Below are 18,788 nucleotides of genomic sequence, written 5' to 3' on the forward strand. Positions count from 1 at the left end.
CAAGCAAAAAACGAGGTATTATTTTACCTCGTTTTTTGCTTGTTCTCTAAGTAAGCGATTTACTGTTTCGCGGCGTACACCTATGAGCTGACCAATTTCAGTTTGTGTTAATATTTCATAAATAGGGATGTCACCTAAATAAAAGGTGAACCACTCTTGTAAACGATGAAGGCGCTCTTTAGGAGAGACAGTTGTCAATTGATCGATACGCTGTTGCATCATTCTTAACTTCGATTGTAATTGTATAGCGATATTTTCATATGATGCAGGATTTGCCTGAAGTTTGTCGTACCATTCATTGCTAATTATAGGCTCCACTTCTGTTTTCATTAAAGCAATAGCTGTACCGTGATATTCCTTCGGTGAAATTAAAGAATGGTGAGGTATCGTTTCACCAGGAACGATAATATTAAATAAAAATGGTGTTCCGTCTTCTTCTAACCGAATAACTTTTAATAAACCTGTTTTTATAAAATATAATGGACCGTCCTCACCTTGACGGAATAATACATCTCCCTTATGTAGAATCAATGTTAGCCCCCCATTAAAACATTTCTATTTCTTATATTTTAGCGTATATGTATAAAGACAATATGCTTTTTAAACAGCAATTTCATTGACGAAATGTATGCTATTACAGTAGTATACTATTTAGTGTGTAATAGTACTAGCAATGAATACGCTGTAGGGGGTTTAGTATATTGTTAGATGCGATGAAGATGACGGATATGAGAATTCCGGCGAATGCTATCATTCATGTGGAAGAGATGAAAGGTGGAGTCGTTTTATCCGTTGAAATAGACGGCCAAATTATTTATACGATGGCTTATGATGAAGAAACAGATAGTTATGCTGAATTATATGATCGAAAGGATAAGAGGGCGTGCCAAGTACATGAAGACTTTATGGGATGGTCACTTCTTCACTAAAAAGATGTCAATATGACATCTTTTTTTATTGAATCGATAGATTATACAAAGAAATGAAATATAAGGATAAAATTTGTAATAAATGATTTTGCATTGTTAGCGCTTTGTAACTGTAAGATAACTGTTTTTTCGCTATCATAAAGATAACAGTCATAGCTATAGGAGTGATCAACTTGAAGAAATTACATATTTCAAATTTTATGCTATTAAGTGTTTGTTTAGTTTTATTTGTTCTCCTAGGAGCCTTTTTATATTCATGTGTATAAGAAAAAACGCATTCTAGAAAGAACGCGTTATAAAAATGAAGTAATGATTAATCTAGTTCCAAGAATAATTAATGTGATACGTAATAAATTAATTACTGCATTACCGCTTAATTTTGTGTTAATATAAGCCCCGATTTTTCCGCCAATCCATGCACCAGGAATAAGAATTAATGCATAAGCCCAGCTGACATTTCCTAGAGAGATGTGAGTTAAAGAACTTACAATTGCTGAGAGAAATACGATAAACATTGAAGTTGCTACAGCAATGTGTGCTGGGAACGCAAAAAGGAGCATCATCGCTGGCACAAGTAAGGCACCACCACCGATTCCAAATAATCCGGATATAAATCCAACTATAAAGGCAATAAAGATAGCGAGAAATGGTGGAAATTGATAGTCTACAGTATTTCCTTCGTTATCTGTAAAAGATCGCTTAATTACAGTCATATTTGATAGGGAAAGAGGTTTCAATTTGTCTCGTAGTATAAGAAGAATGGAGACGAATATAAGAAAAATCCCAAAGTATAAAGAAAATGTATCTTGGTTTAAAAATTTGTTTGCCCATGATCCGATAATACCACCAGGGCCACTCCCGATAAATAAAATAAGTCCACTTTTATAATCTACCCGTTTATGTTTCATATAAGTAAGGGTAGAAGCCAGCCCTGTAAAAACGACTGTTACCATAGAAGTTCCTACTGCGAGTTGTGGTGATAAACTGTGTAATCCAATTAATAACGGAACGATAATAATTCCGCCTCCAAGTCCGACTAGGCTCCCGACTGTCCCGGCGATTAATCCGATGAAAAGTAACATGATGTATTCCAAAATTGCCAACTCCTCTATATAACTTATCCATCAATCATTATACACGCTTTTTAATAAGAAATAGGCTTGTTCACAAAAAAGTCGTCTTCCTAGAAAAATAAGGAAGACGACTTTTGATTAAAAGATTAAGTGTAATAAGTAGTAAAATAATGCAGCTAAAGAAGCTGAAATAGGAAGTGTAATAACCCATGTAATTAACATGCGTTTTGCAGTTCCCCATTTTACACCTTTCACGCGATGTGAAGCACCAACCCCTAAAATAGAAGAAGAGATAACGTGCGTCGTACTAACCGGTAAGTGAATAAATGTTGCGCCGAAAATAACAAGTGATGATGATAAATCGGCAGCTACACCATTTACAGGACGAATTTTCATAATTTGTCCACCGACAGTTTTAATAATTTTCCAACCACCGACAGAAGTACCAAGACCCATTGCGATTGCACAAGATAATTGTACCCAGAAAGGGATATCGCCAGAAGTATGATAGTTATTGGCCATAAGAGCCATCGTAATGATTCCCATTGCTTTTTGTGCATCATTCGTACCGTGCGTATAAGCTTGTAATGCAGCGGTGAAAATCTGGAATATACGGAAGTTCTTGTTCGTTTTCGTTAAGTTAAAGTTTTTAAATACCACTTTAAAAATACTATATACGATGTAACCAATAACAAAAGCGATGATCGGTGAAATGATTAAAGCTTCAAGAATTTTTATAAACCCTTTATAGTTTAATGAGCTAATACCAGCAGCAGCAATTGCTGCACCAGCGATTGCGCCAATGATTGCATGCGAAGAACTACTTGGAATGCCATAGTACCAAGTGATCAAATTCCAGACTATTGCCGCAAGCAAAGCAGCTAAAATTACAAGAGAACCATTTTGCAAAGCAAACGGGTCAACAATATCTTTTGTAATCGTTTTTGCTACACCTGTAAATGTCATCGCACCTAAAAAGTTCATAATAGCTGCCATAACAATTGCATGTCTAGGCTTTAGAGCTTTCGTTGAAACAGCCGTTGCAATAGCGTTTGCTGTATCGTGAAATCCATTGATAAAGTCAAAAGCTAAAGCGCAAATGACTACTAAAACGGTCAGTATCAAGAGTGTATCCATGATCAAACTCCTTACGCGTTCTTCATAATGATTGTTTCTAATACGTTTGCAACGCTTTGACAGCTATCAGCTACTTCTTCAAGCTCTTCGTAAATCTCTTTAAATTGAATAATCTTAATCGGATCTTTCTCACGAGAGAATAAGTGCTTAATCGCATGACGGCGAATATCATCACATTGTGACTCGTAATCCTTAATCTTGATCGCATTTGTACGAATATCGACTAATTTCTTTTTAGAAAGTAGTTCAACAGAATTTGCAATCTCAATCGCACATTGATTAATTGCTTCAACGAATTTAATCATGTATTCATCAGCTTCTGTAATAGAATACATTTCGAATAGACTAGCACTGTGATCTAATCCGTCTAATACATCATCCATACTCATTGCAAGTTGTAGGATGTCTTCACGTTCAATAGGAGTAATAAATGCTTTGTTTAGCTCCATAATGATTTCGTGAATGAATGAGTCACCTTTTGACTCATACTCTTTCATGCGCATAGAAAACTCTTTTAAATCGCTAGCATTTTTAATTTTATACTCCACGAAAAACTGCGCGCCTTCTTTTAAATTTTCGGAAACGTTCATAAGCATTTCAGAAAATTTATCTTTTTTTGATTTAAAGACCATTATTGTTACCCCCACAAAAGTAATATATGTAAAATATATTGGCTAATCAATTCTAACAAAAAACTGTCGTTTTTTAAAACATTTTATCGAAAAGTTTACAAAAACTTAACATAACTCTCATTGTTGTATTAATAATATTAATACTCAACAATGAATATCTTACTTGTAGAATGTCCTTTTCTTGCAAAAAGTATGAATGTGAAAGAAAAGCTTTACACTATAGGAACGACTACGTTATTATAATAAATTTAAAAGGAGGTATATTCTTCCTTTTAAAAAGAAGAGTGTAAACAAATGAAGGAAGTGAACCAATGAAATTGAAGAACACTCACTTAAAAAAAACGCTTGAGTGGTTCAATAAGAGGAAGAAACTACGCAATTCATTAATTGTATTGGGAAGTTTACTTGCTACTCTATTTATTGTTGTAAATATAATAATTTCCATTCAAGATATATCTGAATTAAAACAAGCTGTTCCACAACCGACTTTAATTTATGATGCAAATAATGAAGTTGCGACTAAATTAGCTTCTTCTAAAACAGAAGGGGTCAAAAGGAAAGATATTCCTGATATTATGGTTCAAGCAATTGTTGCAGTAGAAGATAAGGAATTTTTTAGTCATCATGGTATTTACTATAGTGGAATTATAAGTGCTGTATTTAAGAACATTACAGCTGGAGAAGTTGTGGCAGGTGGTAGTACAATTACACAACAACTTGCGAAAAATGTATTTTTAACGCAAGACCGTACATTCTCTCGTAAAATAAAGGAATACTTTCTAACGAAAAAAATAGAACGTACTTATACGAAAGATGAAATTGTTGAAATGTATATGAATCAAATTTATTTTGGTGAAGGTGCTTGGGGGATAAAAAGAGCAGCTAAATCTTATTTTGATAAAGAAGTAAAAGACTTAACGATTTCAGAAGCTGCAACGATTGCAGGATTAATTAAAGCGCCATCTGCGTATTCGCCGTATAAAAACTTTAATAAATCAATTGAAAGACGTAATGTCGTATTAGGTTTAATGAAGGAGCAAGGATATATTTCTGAAGAACAATATAATCAGGAGAAAGAATCAGGTCTTGTATTACGACGTGGTGTTGACGATAAATATAAGGGGAAATATTCTCAATACGTAGATTATATTGTTAGAGAAGCGATGGACAAGTATGAATTAACACAAAATGAAATTTTAGCAGGTGGCTATCGTATTTATACGGAACTTGACTCGAAAAAACAACAAGCGGTTGAAGATGTTGTGAATAATGATAGTTATTTTAAAGATAGTGGCTCAGATCAGCTTATGCAAACTGGAGTGGTCCTTATGAATCCAAAAACTGGCGGTGTTCCGGCTTTAGTTGGAGGCAGAGGTCCTTATCAATTTTTACAGTTTAATCATGCAACACAATTAAAAAGACAGCCAGGTTCAACGTTAAAGCCTCTTGCAGTGTATGTACCAGCGTTAGAACAAGGATATGAAGTATACGATGTCTTAAAAGATGAACCGTTTAATATTAAAGAATATGCACCACAAAATAGTGATCATACGTTCCATGGTAATGTGACGATGTATGAAGCGGTGGCAAAGTCATATAATGTTTCAGCAGTTTGGCTATTAGAGAAAATTGGATTAGATAAAGGATTGAAATCTTTAGAGCGGTTTGGTATTCCATTAGAGCCTGAAGACCATACGTATCCGATTGCTTTAGGAGGTATGCATGTAGGGACTTCACCATTTGTAATGGCTCAAGCGTATAGCGCACTTGCAAATGATGGTGTCCAAGTAGAAGCTCATGCCATTAGAGAAATCCAAAATGCTGAAGGGGAAACAATTGGAAAATGGTATAAGAAAGAAACTCGTGTGACGAACGAGAAAGTTGCCCAAAAGATGACATACTTATTAAAAGGTGTTATTGAAAGGGGAACAGGTGAAAAAGCGAAAGTTAATAATATCGATACCGCAGGCAAGACAGGGACTACCCAGCTTGTAAATGGACCAAGCACTGGTGCGAAGGATTCGTGGTTTGTTGGATACACACCGGATTTAGTAGGTGCGATTTGGGTAGGGTATGATAAAACGGATAGTGAGCATTATGTGCCAGGAGGCAGCCAAATTACAACGACAATGTTCCGGGATATTATGAAGAAAGCGAATGGAAATCCAACTCAAAAGGCATTTCAGTTATCACTAATACCTGAGGCGGATTATACAAAACAATTAAAAATGATTGAGGAAGAAAAACGAAGGAAAGAAGAAGAGAAAAAACGAAAAGAAGAGGAACAACAAAGAAAAGAACAGCAAAATGAATGGATAGATAAAGTGAAAGAGTGGATTCCATTTTGGTAAAAAAAGAGGCGAATAGCGAGTTCGCCTCTTTTTTATGAGAAATGAGCGGTTTTATCTCGGTTCAAAATGCGGCAACAGAAAAGAAGTTAGGTGAGAATCGAGCTGCCTATAAAAATTTGATGGGTTTAACTTAATAATCCGTGGGGATGGGAAAAGCGCCACGGATTAAAGCTTCAGTTTATTTAGCGTAACATTGGTCCTACCGAAGGATTGAGAATCATACGTGACGGTTATTATTCCTTTACTAATAGGTTCATATGGCAATTCCTCTTCGAAACTTCCAGTATTTTCATTATGGATAGAGAGTATTATTTCATCAACGTCTTTATTTTTATATTGATCTTTAATCGTTTCAGCGATTTGAAGTAGGTTTTCATAACTAGAAGCTTCTGTAATAAGCATTCCTTTTATAACTTTTTTTTCATTTTGTGTGGAAGAGGAATACGGGATGTTGTTTTGTTTTGTATACAGAAGTTCGTATGGAATGGTTTTTCTTTCTGCTTTTGAAACATCTGAATAGTTTAGAGTTAAAAGAAACCCTATACATAAAATTATGCATACCATAAGAACAAACCAAAAACGTGTCAGTGATATAATTCGCATTGTCATCCCTCTTTCATGTCTTTGTCTTCACTATTCATCATACAAAAAGAGGATTAAGCTAGAGTAAATTTGAAGTAAAGAAACGTAAAGAAGGAGCACTTATCCTCCAAAATAAGTGCTCCTTTTTATTAAAAGAAAGATTTAACATACAATCAAAATAATACAAATTACTATAAATCAAACATTCTTGGTCGTTCAAAAATAAAATGAAAACTAAAATTAGTAAATTCGGAAGACTGATAGTGTAGCTGTTGTGTCACCAGTGTTAGGGATGGAAATAGTATTTACTGTAGGTTGTACAGAGATTGTTGTACCAGCTGTTAAAGTAACAATTGTGGAGAAAGAAACCGCACTACCGATAACGTTAGTTGAAAAATTACGAGTAGGTGGTTGACCGTTGAATGAAATACCGAATCCAAATGGTGAAGAACCCGGGAAGGTTGTAGATGCTGAGAAACTAATATCGTATACTCCTGTTTCTAAAATAGTTAAAGTATCTGAAGTGTCATTAAAAATGAGATTATTTAGTTCGAAAACTTGATTGAATTGGATATTCGTTCCAGGTGATATAGTTTGTGGATTCGAATTTCCTATTGCTGCTATAGTTACAGGGATTGGTGTGCCCGACGGTCCAGTAGCACCTTGAGCACCAGTAGCACCAGCCGGACCTTGAGCACCTTGAGCGCCAGTAGCACCAGCCGGACCTTGAGCACCTTGGGCACCAGCAGGTCCTTGAATACCTTGTGGTCCTTGAAGTCCAGTAGCACCTTGAGCACCAGCCGGTCCCTGAGTCCCTTGAATACCTTGAGGTCCTTGAGGTCCAGTAGCACCCCGAGCGCCAGCCGGTCCTTGAGGTCCAGTAGGTCCTATTGTTCCTCCACCAAGGCAAGCTGATCCATATTGAACTAGGATAGCTTGAATTTCTGTAATGAGCTTAACTAGTTTATCGATAGTACAGCAATCGATTTTGAATAACTTAGCAATATACAATAAATAATTAAGCAAACTTTGTAGTTCAACGTACAATGCTCCGCATGAGAAAGGTGAGGACTTTAGGATAGTTAATAAGTTAGCAATAATAGAACTACCAATTTTTTCTTGTGCAGGTGATAAATTTAAGCAACTGAGGAATTTTTGAAGATTATTCAGGAGAGTAATTAGTTTATCGATGTTATCTTGAGAAGGGTTTTGAAATACAGCTTGAATACTTTGACCAAGAGCTTGAAGAAGTCTAGCATACTCTTTTAGTTCTGCCTTAGAGATGTTAATATAACTGCAAGCTCTTACTTCGCAACAATCATTACCATAAAACACTTTCCCTTTATTTTTGTTGGACATTTGTTCATTCCTTTCTTTTATAGAATAAATAGTCGTGACTATATAATAAAATGAAAATTAAACTGAATTCGTGAGGGACAAACTACTATTTCTAAAAAAATAAGAAGTTTACCTATCTTGTGAAAACAAAGAACAATTAAGAGATAGAGAAAGATTTATATGAGTTAAAAAAGAATAGGTTAGAATAAAAAAACTGCACGCAAATTGTTAGATTATATCTAACAATTTGCGTGCAGTTCGTGGAACAGCCCAACCTTTTTAATGATTAATTCGTTCATAGTTCGCTTTAGGTAAAATTGGAATAGAAATAGTGAAAGTTGTACCGTTTTGATTACTAGACATTTTTAATGTACCGTTATGATTTTGAATAATTTTCTTCGTTACTGACAAGCCCAGTCCTGTTCCTGAATCTTTTGTTGAGAAGAATGGATCAAAGATATATTCTTGAATAGCTGGAGGAACCCCAGTTCCGTTATCTGTGAAAGTAATCCGAACAAAGTTATCTAGGCGATAACTAGAGATTTGAATGGAAAGAGGTCTTTCGCCTCGAGCATCGATAGCATTTTGAAATAAATTTAAAAAAACTTGCACAAGTTCATGACGATCGATATTGACAAGTACACCATCTAATTCCGTAGAAAATTCATAGTCAATAGAAATGTTGTGTAAAAAAACTTCACTAGCAAGTAGTTGTTGAATATATTCGCGTAAAAACGTATTGATGGGAAAAGGTTCTCTAGTAAATTCACGCGTTTTTGAAATGGCTAAAAATTTTGTGATAATACTATTTGCACGATCTAGTTCAGGAATGAGTAGACTTTTAAACAATTCTTTATTGGATGGAGAAACGTTATCTTGTAGAAATTGCAAGTATCCACGTACCGTTGTAAGGGGATTTCGTACTTCATGAGCAATCCCAGCTGCGATTCGTCCTGCTAATGAAAATTTTTCTGCATCACGTTCTGTGTTTAAATAATGGAAGACACTAATAACTCTAAAAATCTCTCCGTTATAATCCCGAATAATTCGATTGTTTAAAATACCATAGTTTTTGTCTAACACTTCTTCATTATATATTTCTGTTCCTGTTCTTAATGTTTCAATCGCTTTAATTTGTTCTTCTGGCAAGTTTAGTAATTGTTGAATTGGCTTTCCAATTATATCATTTCGTACTACACCAAAATCATCTGCTGCAGCTTGATTACATAAAGTTATATTTCCTTTACTATCAACAAAGGTGACATGATGTGAAAAAGCATCAAAAATATGAACAAAGTATGTTTCAAGTTGTTCAAATAAAAATAATGAATCGCAAGTAAGTTGAAAATCAGCCTTTTTATTCTCTTTTTGTATGTTTTGAATGGAATGAGTCGTTCTCGTTTTCTTTATTTGTAAACCAATATGTGGATTTTTGTATGTGAAATGATGTGGTAATTGATTCACAAGCTCTTCATATAACCGCACTTTATTTTCTAGTTCTTCTATTCGTTTTTCATGAGATACAATATCATCGTTTGGAAGCATAAATAAATAACCCCTCAATTTAAAAATTCTTCCATTTAGTATATCATATTTTTATACGGATACTCTTAAAGAAGGGGATACTTAATGAAATTGATTAGCTGAAATGTCCGGGAAGTGAGTAGAATGGATAGAAGGTGAAGTTAAAAAGGGAGGGATATATTTGCTTTTCATTGGAGTGACAGGGTGGGGAGATCATGATTCTTTATATATAAATCCCTATGAAAATAGAAATAAATTGCGAACTTATAGTGAACATTTTCCCATTGTGGAAGTAGATAGTTCATTTTATGCGATACAACCTGCGCGGAATTATACAAAATGGGCGATGGAAACACCGAAAGATTTTTCTTTTATAGTAAAAGCCTATCAAGGAATGACAGGACATATGAAAGGGGAAATCCCTTTTTCTACGTTCGATGAGATGTTTGATGTGTATAAACAATCCATTCTTCCTTTAATAGAAGCAAATAAATTAAAAATGATTTTATTTCAATACCCACCATGGTTTGATTGTAAAGTGAAAAATGTAGATTTACTTCGATACACGAAAGAAAAAATGGAAGATTTCCCATGTGCAATAGAATTTCGAAATCAAACATGGTTTTATCCAGAAATGAGAGATAAGACGTTACAGTTTTTAGAAAAAGAAAACTGGATTCATACAATTTGCGATGAGCCTCAGGCTGGAATAGGATCAGTACCGCTTATATTAGAGGCAACAAACTCGGACATGGCGTTAATACGTTTTCATGGCCGAAATGTTCATGGTTGGCTGGATAAAGGAGAAAATTGGAGAGCGGTTCGCTGTTTATATCGTTATAATAGTAAAGAATTGGCGGAATGGGTAGAACGATTAGAGCGATTGAAAAAGAAGACGAAGGATATATTTGTATTGTTTAATAATAATTCGGGCGGAGATGCAGCGGATAATGCGAAACAGCTTATGAAAATGATGAACATTACATATGGTGAGCCGAAGCCTGAGCAATTAAATTTGTTTGAATGATGATAAACAAGAAAGGCACTGTACAAACAGGGGGAATGTACAGTGCCTTTCTATATGAAAAAGAGGGGTAACAATGTTACTGAGCGTTTGGTTGATTCATCAATTGTTGGCTTCATAATAAATGATAATGGTTATCATTATCATTGTCAATGGTTTTTCGGAAAATAAGTAAAAAACTTTTTATCCCGCTATTTGCGGCAGTAAAACCCCTACCTCAAAATTCGGCTGGAGCAAAGAAGTTAGGTGGGAGCCCTGCTGCCCGTAAGCGCCCGATTGGTGAAGGCTAATAATCAGTGGGGGATGAACAAAACCCCCACTGATTAAAGTTTCACTTTATATTTTAAATAGTAATAAAAAAAGAACAGCAATTACTGCTGTTCTTTTCCATTGATGATTTGTTGTAAATCAAAAGGAGTTATCGCTTGGATAAATTCCTTTGAGATAAGTGTTTGAACGAGAGTGCTTTCAGAAATTGTAGCACCTGTTTTCTTTTCATAAGATTTCTTTAATAAATCAAGTTTTTCAGCCGTTTCTTTCGGTAATTCAATTGTTAATGTGTTCATAATTTCTCCCCCTTACTATTAGAGTACCACTACAGTATAGGAGAGACAAGAAAAGAGAATATGAAACATAAAAAAGGTTACCAAATTTACAAATGGTAACCTTTTTATGTATAAGAGTTATTAAGCAATACCGATATACTTTAAAGTTTTGGATGGAGTACTGTGATCAAAGAAGTGTTGTAAAAATGCAATATCAACACCTGATTTGTATGCACAATAGCCCCAAGTTTTTCGAAGTGTATGTGAGCTAATCCCTTCTAATCCAACTTCTTTTGCAGCTTTGTTTAAAATGTACCATGCATGTTGTCTCGTAATAGACTTTGTTCCTTTTTGAGACTTTAATAATGGTTCATTACGTTTCCAAGTTTTACGTTCTTTCATGTAGTCTTCGATTGCGTGCTGTAAGTCTTCATTTACAGCAAACCATTTATGTTTCTTTACTTTTTCATTGTAAAATAAAATGGAATGGCGAACATTTTCGTCTTCATCGATTACATCACTAACTTTTAATTGTAAGATTTCACTTACTTTTAAGCCAGAATTTACAGCTAATACGAATAATAAGCCATCACGTTTCGAAGATTGTAAAAGTATATTTTTGATAGTTTCTAATTGTTTTTCATTTTGAATAGGTTGTCCTGCTTGTTTCATTTCACGCACTCTCCTCTTTTATATGTGTAAAGGAAAGGATTAACTTGTTTCTTACTATAAAGGGAGAGTGTGAATTTCATGTGAACTCCTAGTGAAATTAAGACAAATTATTTGACTTCTTTTACTTTTTGTAAATTAAAATAAAATACAACGCTATTAGTGGTATTATACACGCCGTATTCAGCGTGATGGAGATCTAAAATGTTTTTCACAATGGATAACCCAAGGCCAGTACCTCCAGTATGACGGCTACGAGAAGCGTCTAAACGGTAGAAGCGATCCCAAATTTTTTCAAGGCTTTCTTCTGGAATAGGATTACCTGTGTTTTCAATTTTGATTTTCACTGTATCTTCCGTTTCTATAATAGAGACGTGTATTTTTTCACCATCTGGAGTATATCGAATTGCATTGCTAAGTAAGTTTACAACGACTTGCTCAATACGGCTACGATTTGCTTTAACAAATAGAGAAGAGTCAGCATGGATGTCCACTTGTAAATGTTTTTCCTCCATGCTAAATAATAATTTTGTATAGACTTGTTGAATTAATTCACCGATCGAGAATGTCGACATTTCTAGTTTGTACGTACCTGATTCTAGTTTTGCTAATTCTAACATTTCAACAATGAGCCTGTTCATATTATCTGTCTCTTCCAAAATAACATTTGTATAATATGTCGTATCTTTACTTACGCCATCTTGAATACCTTCAGCGAAGCTACGAATAACACTAAGTGGTGTTTTTAATTCATGAGATACACCAGAAATGAATTCTTTTCTCGTTTTTTCCAATTGACGTTCGCGTTCAATATCTTGTTGTAATTTTGTATTAGCAACATTTAATCGGTCGATTCGATCTTTTAAATTTACAGAGAGTGTATTAATACCACTTGATAACCCGCCAATTTCATCGTCTGCTGTAACAGGTAACTTCTCGCTAAAATCAAAGTTGGCCATTTTCTTTGTAACACGATTTATCTTAATTAATGGTTTAACAATGATTTTTGAGTAGTAGAAGGATAACAAAATAATAACGAGAAACACGATAATTAAGGCATAGACATAATAATCTTTTAAAACGAGCATTGCTTCATTCACAGGTTGTAAAGATGCTATCACAAAAGCGTACTCCTTAGTTTTTCCGTTTTCCATAATAGGCTTTACAAAGACACTGTTTTTTATATTTTCCCCACTATCTAAAATATACGTGTTTAATTGATTTGAATTAGAAGTACCTTGTCTAATAGTGCTTGCAAAATATTCAACAGCTTGTAATGTTTCAAAATCATTTGCAAGGCGAACCTCAGATTTGGAAGGGATATGTAATTTAGATATCACACCGGTAAAACTGATCTGAGACGTAGTTTTATATCGATTTGTGAGTCTATTTTTAGAGGGGTTACCACTAATTGTTTGAAAATCCGAATTGACATTTTCATTTCGCCATCGATTATAATTAGTCGTCAGTTCTAGTGGCGTTATTATATTATCTTGTAAAAATCCCTCTACGTGAATCATGCCCTCTTTTTTTAAGCCTAAATTTTCGAATTTATTATATTCTTCGGGTGTTAAAAGATTATTAAGTGGGATGGAATAGGTTTTATTGTTATTAGGGTTAATTACCTCAATGTAGTAATTGTTTTCACTTTTAATAATGCCGTTAGAATCTAAAAATTGCATTTCAGCATTCGTTTTATCGTGGAATTCTTGTTTTAGCTTTCTGATTCCCTCAAAACTTTTGTCGCTTTTTTCATAATTATCTACGAATTTTTCAAAAGCCGTTTGAACGGTTTTTACTTTTTTATTAATATAAAACTTCTCTAAAAATAGAGATTGTCCAAGGAAAAAAAGGAGAAATATGATTGTAAATAAAGTTGATGTTAATAAAAATAGTTTAAAGACGATGCTTCTGTTCTTCACTGTTTCACCTCGTATGAAAAATACTGTAATATAAATGATTTCTTAATTATAACAAAGGTTACAAAAAAGTAGAGGGGATAAATCTGTCTATCTCTAAAGTAGTTTTTTATAGAAAGTCACATAAAGAGACGGTACAGTGACTATAGAAGTATTTTAGCATAAAAAAGAACTCGCCAGACGTATGACGAGTTCTTTAGTGTACTATTGCTGAATTGCTGCATCTAAAGCGATTTCAATCATTTCGTTAAATGTAGTTTGACGCTCTTCAGATGTTGTTTCTTCACCAGTGAAGATATGGTCGCTTACTGTTAATACAGATAATGCATTTACACCATATTTAGCTGCTAATGTGTAAAGAGCAGTCGTCTCCATCTCTACTGCTAATACACCGTAATCTCCAAGTTTTTTAACCATGTCCATGCTCTCACGATAAAATACATCTGCTGTTAATACGTTACCAACACGAACGTGTAATCCTTTTTCTGTTCCAGCATCGTAAGCTTTCTTTAAAAGATCAAAGTTTGCAGCAGGAGCAAAATCAAAACCCGGGAATGTTAAGCGATTCATATTAGAATCTGTACAAGCCGTCATCGCAATAATAACGTCACGTACCTTAACATCTTTTTGAATTGCACCACATGTCCCAACACGAATTAAATTTTTCACTCCGTAGCTTTGAATTAATTCGTTTACATAAATAGAAATAGAAGGAACACCCATGCCTGTACCTTGAACAGATACACGCTTTCCTTTGTAAGTTCCAGTAAAACCTAACATACCACGCACGTTATTATAACAAGTAACATCCTCTAAAAATGTTTCAGCAATATATTTTGCACGTAATGGATCACCAGGTAATAGAATAGATTCAGCAATTTCGCCTTGTTTTGCTTCAATATGTACACTCATGAAAAATCCTCCTTATAATGTATTGATAGAAATCAATATCATTTGCATTATACACTACGACTCCTTTCAATTAAAATCTTTTTTATTTGTAATATGTACAAAAGAGGAGGATTTCATAAATCATAATCTAGAATATATATTTAAGAGGTTTTGCATGGATAAAGACAATAAAAATGGTAGGTGATATTTTGAAAAATCTTGTCATTGGGCTTATTGCACTAGTACTTATTGTGGCAGGAGGATTTTACATAAAAAAATATCAAGAAACTGTAGAAACGACCGGAGATGTTCAAGAAGTGAAATGGGATGTGAAAAATAAAAAGGGAAATGAAAAAGCCGATATTTCGTTTCAATTGCTAAATAAAATGAATAATGAAGTTCGTGGTGTGAACGATCAAATTCGAGCAGTGATAGTGGATGGGAATTTGAAAAACATACAACAAACGAAGCCTATATTTGCTGGAAATGGATCGTATAAGCTATCTTCAGATGTAGCAAAAGGTGAAGGGTACACGATATTTTTGTATGAAAATGAAAACAAGTCAGTGGAATCATTTGCTAAGAAAGATTTTGGTGAAGAAAAAAAGGAGACAAACAAGGACAAGAATAAAAAGAAACTACCTGTCGATACTGTACTTACAAAAAATATAGGAGAGCATCAAGTGTCTCTTTTATTTGGTGCATTACATCCGAATGAGGCAACGACATTAACATTTCAGTTTCAAGCGAAAAAGGGAGAAAAGCTGAAATTAAATTCAGGGAGAGGCGAAGTCAACGCGCTATATATCGTTGATGAAACGAGGGGACATTTTTTATATGCCATTCCTGTTGATACGGATGAGCAATTACAATATCGTATTACATTTCCAGAAGAAGGAACATATAAAATATGGGGGGATTTCTATATAAATGGTAAGAAGTATGAAAAGGAGTTTAGTATACAAGTGCAAAAACGAAAAAACAGCTAAGTACTTAGCTGTTTTTTCGTTTTCCTATTAATTTTGTTACAGAGAGCATTGTAATTGGTAAAGAATGATTCTTTCGAAATGCTAAATATTTTCCACTCCATGCAGGTTTATATTTTTCTTTGAAATGTCGTAAACCGCTGAAGCTATATGTGTAACGAACGTTATTAAATATTGCAGCAGCAACTCGTTCAGACCAGAACGATTGCGTTGATAAACCGACATTTGAGAGTGGTGCCATACCAATATTAAAGGAATGGTATTCATTTTCTTTTGCCCAGTGGAATAAGTGGATAAAAATTGCATCCATAATTCCGCTAGGGGCATCTGGATAATAACGCATTAAATCAACAGATAATATGCCACTTTGATATACTGGCATAAAGGTTGTGAATGCAATGATTTTTCCTTCTGCATCAGATAATGTAGCGATAGGGGCACGACTAATATACTCACGATCGAAGTACCCAAGTGAAAATCCTTTCTCTTTTTTTCCGCCGAGCCAAGCATCAGACACTTTCTTTAATTCCTCGTATAATTCGTCTGAGAATGGTGGCTCATGAATAGAGAATGTATAACCTTCTCGTTCAAAACGGTTGAAAGTGGCTCGCATACCAGCACGTTTCTTTCCTGTTATTGTAAACGTATTTAAATCAACGACAGCCTCTTCACCAAGTTTAAAGAAGTTGTAGCCAAAATCGTGGTATAAGCTCATCCATTTGCTTTCAATTTGATAGAATACGCAAATATACCCAAATCGATCAGCTTCAGTCAAAAATTCTTGCAACACAGTGCGGTAGGAGGATGGATCACCAATTGGATCACCTAGTACAACAAGACGTTTTCCAGTAATTGAAAAGAGAAGAAGTGCTTTTCCGTCACTACTGAAGAAGAACTGTTTATCTCCTAAAAAACCTAAATGACTAAGTACATTCCCGCCATGTTCATCTAAGAAGTTTTCTAACCTTTTATCATTAGCTGGTTGCCCGGGAAATTGACTACGATAACGATTGGCAATTAGTGAGCCGATAAGTAAAAAAGTAGGAACGAAAAAGGCTGCTGCTAATGCACTTCGTTTAACTTGTGTAATATTTCGAACGACAAAATCAGGCTGGAACGCTTCTTTTGCACCCGCAAATAAAATACCTAAGTTTTTATATAAATATAGCGTAAGTAATAAGAAGATAAATACTTTTACGATATCAGAAAGTGAGACTTCCATTTTCTCGCGTATAAATCTTTTACGAAGCATATACAACACAGCAAGTACGATTAATAAAATAAAGGTTTCTTCAATGTCAATTCCTTTTAGGGTATTAAAGATTGCTGCTCCAATTAAAGAAACAATCGTCATATAGTAAGAACGCTTCGTTCCATAATATATGCCTCGCGAAAGAATCAGGAGGAGAATACCGAATGTTAATGATAAGCTAAAAGAAAATTGAATAAGGTGCTTTGGAGCTAAAATATGTAAGGCGTGAGCTCGATTTATACTAGTCGGTAAAATTGTTGATAGAATAACCATTAAGCCAGCGAATACTGTTAAAGCGGCGGATGCCCATGAACCTAATTTCCCTAAAAAATCACGTTGTAAAGTCCAAATTACACCAGTTGTTTCTAACGCAGGTGCAATAAAGGGTTTATCTTCAATTTTTTTTATGGCCGCTCCTGTCATTTCAAAGGCTGCAAAAATGAGACCTAGGCAGAATGGTAAGATGTAATAGACAAGTCGGTATAATAACATAGCAGGTAGTAATACGCCTGTATCAACGCCGTATTGTCCTAGTCCAGTTAAGAAAACAAGGTCAAATGAACCAAGGCCACCAGGAACAAGACTTACGACACCAGCTAAAGCAGCGATTACGTAAACACCTAAAAACTTTTGAAATTCGATATCAATTCCAAACAATATTAAAATGACGTACATAACGATACCGGCAGATACCCACTCGACTAATGAAACTAATGAATATAAAACAGTTGGATTTTTCTCTTCTTCTTCTTCCTCTTGTCCGTCTAGCTGTTTTGTTTTTCTATTTTTAATTTTAGAAAACCCAATATATATAGGAACGAAAAGAGCAAAGAAGATAAGAACAGGCCATAACCACGGTTTTTCGTGCAGAATAAAACTAGTGTCTAATATTCCAATAAGGCCGAGGAATGACAGAATGGCTAATCCGTTAATAAAAGCGGTTGTCATCCAAGCAATACTTTTAATAAGTTTTCCATTATCTTTTATATGCGGACGATATAGCATTGTACGTACACCGGCACCAACAAGACCACCAAAACCGATAAATCCATTTAAAGTGTTTGCAATCCATGAGATGCGGAAAATCTTTTGTACAGGTATGTCTGCTTTTAAGTAACGAAGCATAACAAAGTCATAAAAGAACATTGTTGAAACGGCAAATGCACCGAGTGTAATCGCTAAAAATACCCCACCAGTTGGAATGTTTTTAATTGTTTCAATTGCTTCTAAAAAAGAAATGCCTGCTAATTCTTTTTTAGCTTGAAAGAAAACAATTGTTAAGACAACAAATGGGAAGATTATTTTCCCGATTTGTAAGAAACGTTTCCATGAAAACGACATAAATACAACTCTCCTTGTGTAAGAAAACTGAGACAATAATATTATTATGACAAACTTCAAGAAAAATAAAAAGGTAAATTCCTGTATAGGGAAGCTATTTTTTATATAGGTTATATTTAAAAGAATATTTCGTTTATCAGAAAATTAAGTTAAGATAAGATGAAAGAAGGAAGAGAGGGGAAGTAGATGATTATAATAGGTTATGCAGGATATGAGTTAGAAAAAGCAAAACCGAATACATCAGAAGATTTTTTTAATAGATCTGAAGTGACATATATATTAAATAATCAAGAGAAAACCTTTTCTGTCTTATATGTTCGATATTTTGAAGAAATTTTACAAGAAATTACCCCTTTTGAAGGAAATCCAGTTTATAAAGTAGAAGAACAAGACGTATATTTACGAGATATTGTAGCGATCGCTTGTTTACTGAAAGATAAAGAGCTACGCGCGCAGAAGCGCTTGTATCTCAATGAAGTAACAGACTTTCAACGATACTTTGATGAGGGAACAGTGGTGAAAGTACAAGAAATATTAGCTGAATTACATAAAAATAAAAGAGTAGAAATAGCGTAAAACGGCAAAGGAGAGAGAA

18 protein-coding genes are annotated in these 18,788 nt (G+C 34.4%); 6 read left to right on the forward strand and 12 right to left on the reverse strand.

Annotated elements, in window-relative coordinates:
- Positions 1 to 18: 18 nt before the first annotated feature.
- Complete coding sequence (locus tag MR155_RS07010) at positions 19 to 531, reverse strand: Crp/Fnr family transcriptional regulator (RefSeq protein WP_002086692.1); 513 nt, start codon at positions 529 to 531, stop codon at positions 19 to 21.
- A 170-nt stretch (positions 532 to 701) separates the two neighbouring features.
- Between MR155_RS07010 and MR155_RS07015 the strand changes: the two genes are divergently transcribed.
- Positions 702 to 929, forward strand: coding sequence for a hypothetical protein (locus MR155_RS07015; RefSeq protein ID WP_002086691.1), 228 nt, complete (start codon positions 702 to 704; stop codon positions 927 to 929).
- A gap of 293 nt (positions 930 to 1,222) precedes the next feature.
- On the opposite strand, the gene MR155_RS07020 is transcribed toward MR155_RS07015, so the two are convergent.
- The 3 genes from MR155_RS07020 to MR155_RS07030 all read right to left on the reverse strand — a co-directional run bounded on the left by MR155_RS07020 (position 1,223) and on the right by MR155_RS07030 (position 3,771).
- Positions 1,223 to 2,023 (reverse strand): sulfite exporter TauE/SafE family protein, encoded by an 801-nt coding sequence (locus MR155_RS07020; protein WP_002086690.1) that lies wholly within the window; start codon positions 2,021 to 2,023, stop codon positions 1,223 to 1,225.
- 117 nt (positions 2,024 to 2,140) lie between these two features.
- Positions 2,141 to 3,139, reverse strand: coding sequence for an inorganic phosphate transporter (locus MR155_RS07025; protein WP_002126356.1), 999 nt, complete (start codon positions 3,137 to 3,139; stop codon positions 2,141 to 2,143).
- An 11-nt stretch (positions 3,140 to 3,150) separates the two neighbouring features.
- Entirely contained in the window at positions 3,151 to 3,771 is a 621-nt protein-coding gene (locus MR155_RS07030) for a DUF47 domain-containing protein (protein WP_002086688.1), read from the reverse strand.
- 311 nt (positions 3,772 to 4,082) lie between these two features.
- On the opposite strand from MR155_RS07030, the gene MR155_RS07035 reads away from it, so the two are divergent.
- Positions 4,083 to 6,122 (forward strand): transglycosylase domain-containing protein, encoded by a 2,040-nt coding sequence (locus MR155_RS07035; protein WP_219301808.1) that lies wholly within the window; start codon positions 4,083 to 4,085, stop codon positions 6,120 to 6,122.
- 165 nt (positions 6,123 to 6,287) lie between these two features.
- On the opposite strand, the gene MR155_RS07040 is transcribed toward MR155_RS07035, so the two are convergent.
- From MR155_RS07040 to MR155_RS07050, 3 genes are all read right to left on the reverse strand, one after another.
- A complete protein-coding gene (locus tag MR155_RS07040) occupies positions 6,288 to 6,725 on the reverse strand; it encodes a hypothetical protein (protein ID WP_242308992.1) in 438 nt (145 codons plus the stop codon).
- 219 nt (positions 6,726 to 6,944) lie between these two features.
- Positions 6,945 to 8,063: a Gly-Xaa-Xaa repeat protein gene (locus MR155_RS07045; RefSeq protein WP_242308994.1), complete on the reverse strand. Its 1,119-nt coding sequence runs from the start codon at positions 8,061 to 8,063 to the stop codon at positions 6,945 to 6,947.
- 258 nt (positions 8,064 to 8,321) lie between these two features.
- Positions 8,322 to 9,587 (reverse strand): ATP-binding protein, encoded by a 1,266-nt coding sequence (locus MR155_RS07050; RefSeq protein ID WP_002126365.1) that lies wholly within the window; start codon positions 9,585 to 9,587, stop codon positions 8,322 to 8,324.
- A 160-nt stretch (positions 9,588 to 9,747) separates the two neighbouring features.
- Here MR155_RS07050 and MR155_RS07055 point away from each other — a divergent pair, with 160 nt between their 5' ends.
- Positions 9,748 to 10,593, forward strand: a complete 846-nt coding sequence (locus MR155_RS07055; RefSeq protein ID WP_219301810.1) for a DUF72 domain-containing protein — start codon at positions 9,748 to 9,750, stop codon at positions 10,591 to 10,593.
- A 143-nt stretch (positions 10,594 to 10,736) separates the two neighbouring features.
- On the forward strand, positions 10,737 to 10,880 hold the full coding sequence (locus tag MR155_RS07060; protein ID WP_242309281.1) for a hypothetical protein: 144 nt from the start codon (positions 10,737 to 10,739) through the stop codon (positions 10,878 to 10,880).
- Between the two features lie 81 nt (positions 10,881 to 10,961).
- Here the strand turns inward: MR155_RS07060 and MR155_RS07065 are convergent, their stop codons facing one another.
- From MR155_RS07065 to deoD, 4 genes are all read right to left on the reverse strand, one after another.
- A complete protein-coding gene (locus MR155_RS07065) occupies positions 10,962 to 11,156 on the reverse strand; it encodes a DUF3924 family protein (protein ID WP_002011737.1) in 195 nt (64 codons plus the stop codon).
- Between the two features lie 120 nt (positions 11,157 to 11,276).
- Positions 11,277 to 11,807, reverse strand: a complete 531-nt coding sequence (locus MR155_RS07070) for a tyrosine-type recombinase/integrase (RefSeq protein WP_000806230.1) — start codon at positions 11,805 to 11,807, stop codon at positions 11,277 to 11,279.
- Between the two features lie 107 nt (positions 11,808 to 11,914).
- Entirely contained in the window at positions 11,915 to 13,726 is a 1,812-nt protein-coding gene (locus MR155_RS07075) for a sensor histidine kinase (protein ID WP_242308997.1), read from the reverse strand.
- Between the two features lie 201 nt (positions 13,727 to 13,927).
- Positions 13,928 to 14,635 carry a purine-nucleoside phosphorylase gene (gene deoD / locus MR155_RS07080; RefSeq protein ID WP_000110707.1) on the reverse strand — a complete coding sequence of 236 codons (708 nt, stop codon included), beginning with the start codon at positions 14,633 to 14,635 and terminating at the stop codon, positions 13,928 to 13,930.
- 173 nt (positions 14,636 to 14,808) lie between these two features.
- Here deoD and MR155_RS07085 point away from each other — a divergent pair, with 173 nt between their 5' ends.
- Complete coding sequence (locus MR155_RS07085) at positions 14,809 to 15,603, forward strand: hypothetical protein (protein ID WP_044438004.1); 795 nt, start codon at positions 14,809 to 14,811, stop codon at positions 15,601 to 15,603.
- 4 nt (positions 15,604 to 15,607) lie between these two features.
- On the opposite strand, the gene mprF is transcribed toward MR155_RS07085, so the two are convergent.
- The gene (gene mprF, locus MR155_RS07090; RefSeq protein ID WP_044438005.1) at positions 15,608 to 18,193 is read right to left on the reverse strand and encodes a bifunctional lysylphosphatidylglycerol flippase/synthetase MprF; all 2,586 of its coding nucleotides are present in this window, start codon (positions 18,191 to 18,193) and stop codon (positions 15,608 to 15,610) included.
- Positions 18,194 to 18,379: 186 nt separating this feature from the next.
- On the opposite strand from mprF, the gene MR155_RS07095 reads away from it, so the two are divergent.
- Complete coding sequence (locus MR155_RS07095) at positions 18,380 to 18,769, forward strand: hypothetical protein (RefSeq protein WP_002135238.1); 390 nt, start codon at positions 18,380 to 18,382, stop codon at positions 18,767 to 18,769.
- Positions 18,770 to 18,788 lie beyond the last annotated feature (19 nt).

It is taken from the genome of Bacillus cereus group sp. BfR-BA-01331 (assembly GCF_022663915.1).
Taxonomy (GTDB): domain Bacteria; phylum Bacillota; class Bacilli; order Bacillales; family Bacillaceae_G; genus Bacillus_A; species Bacillus_A mycoides.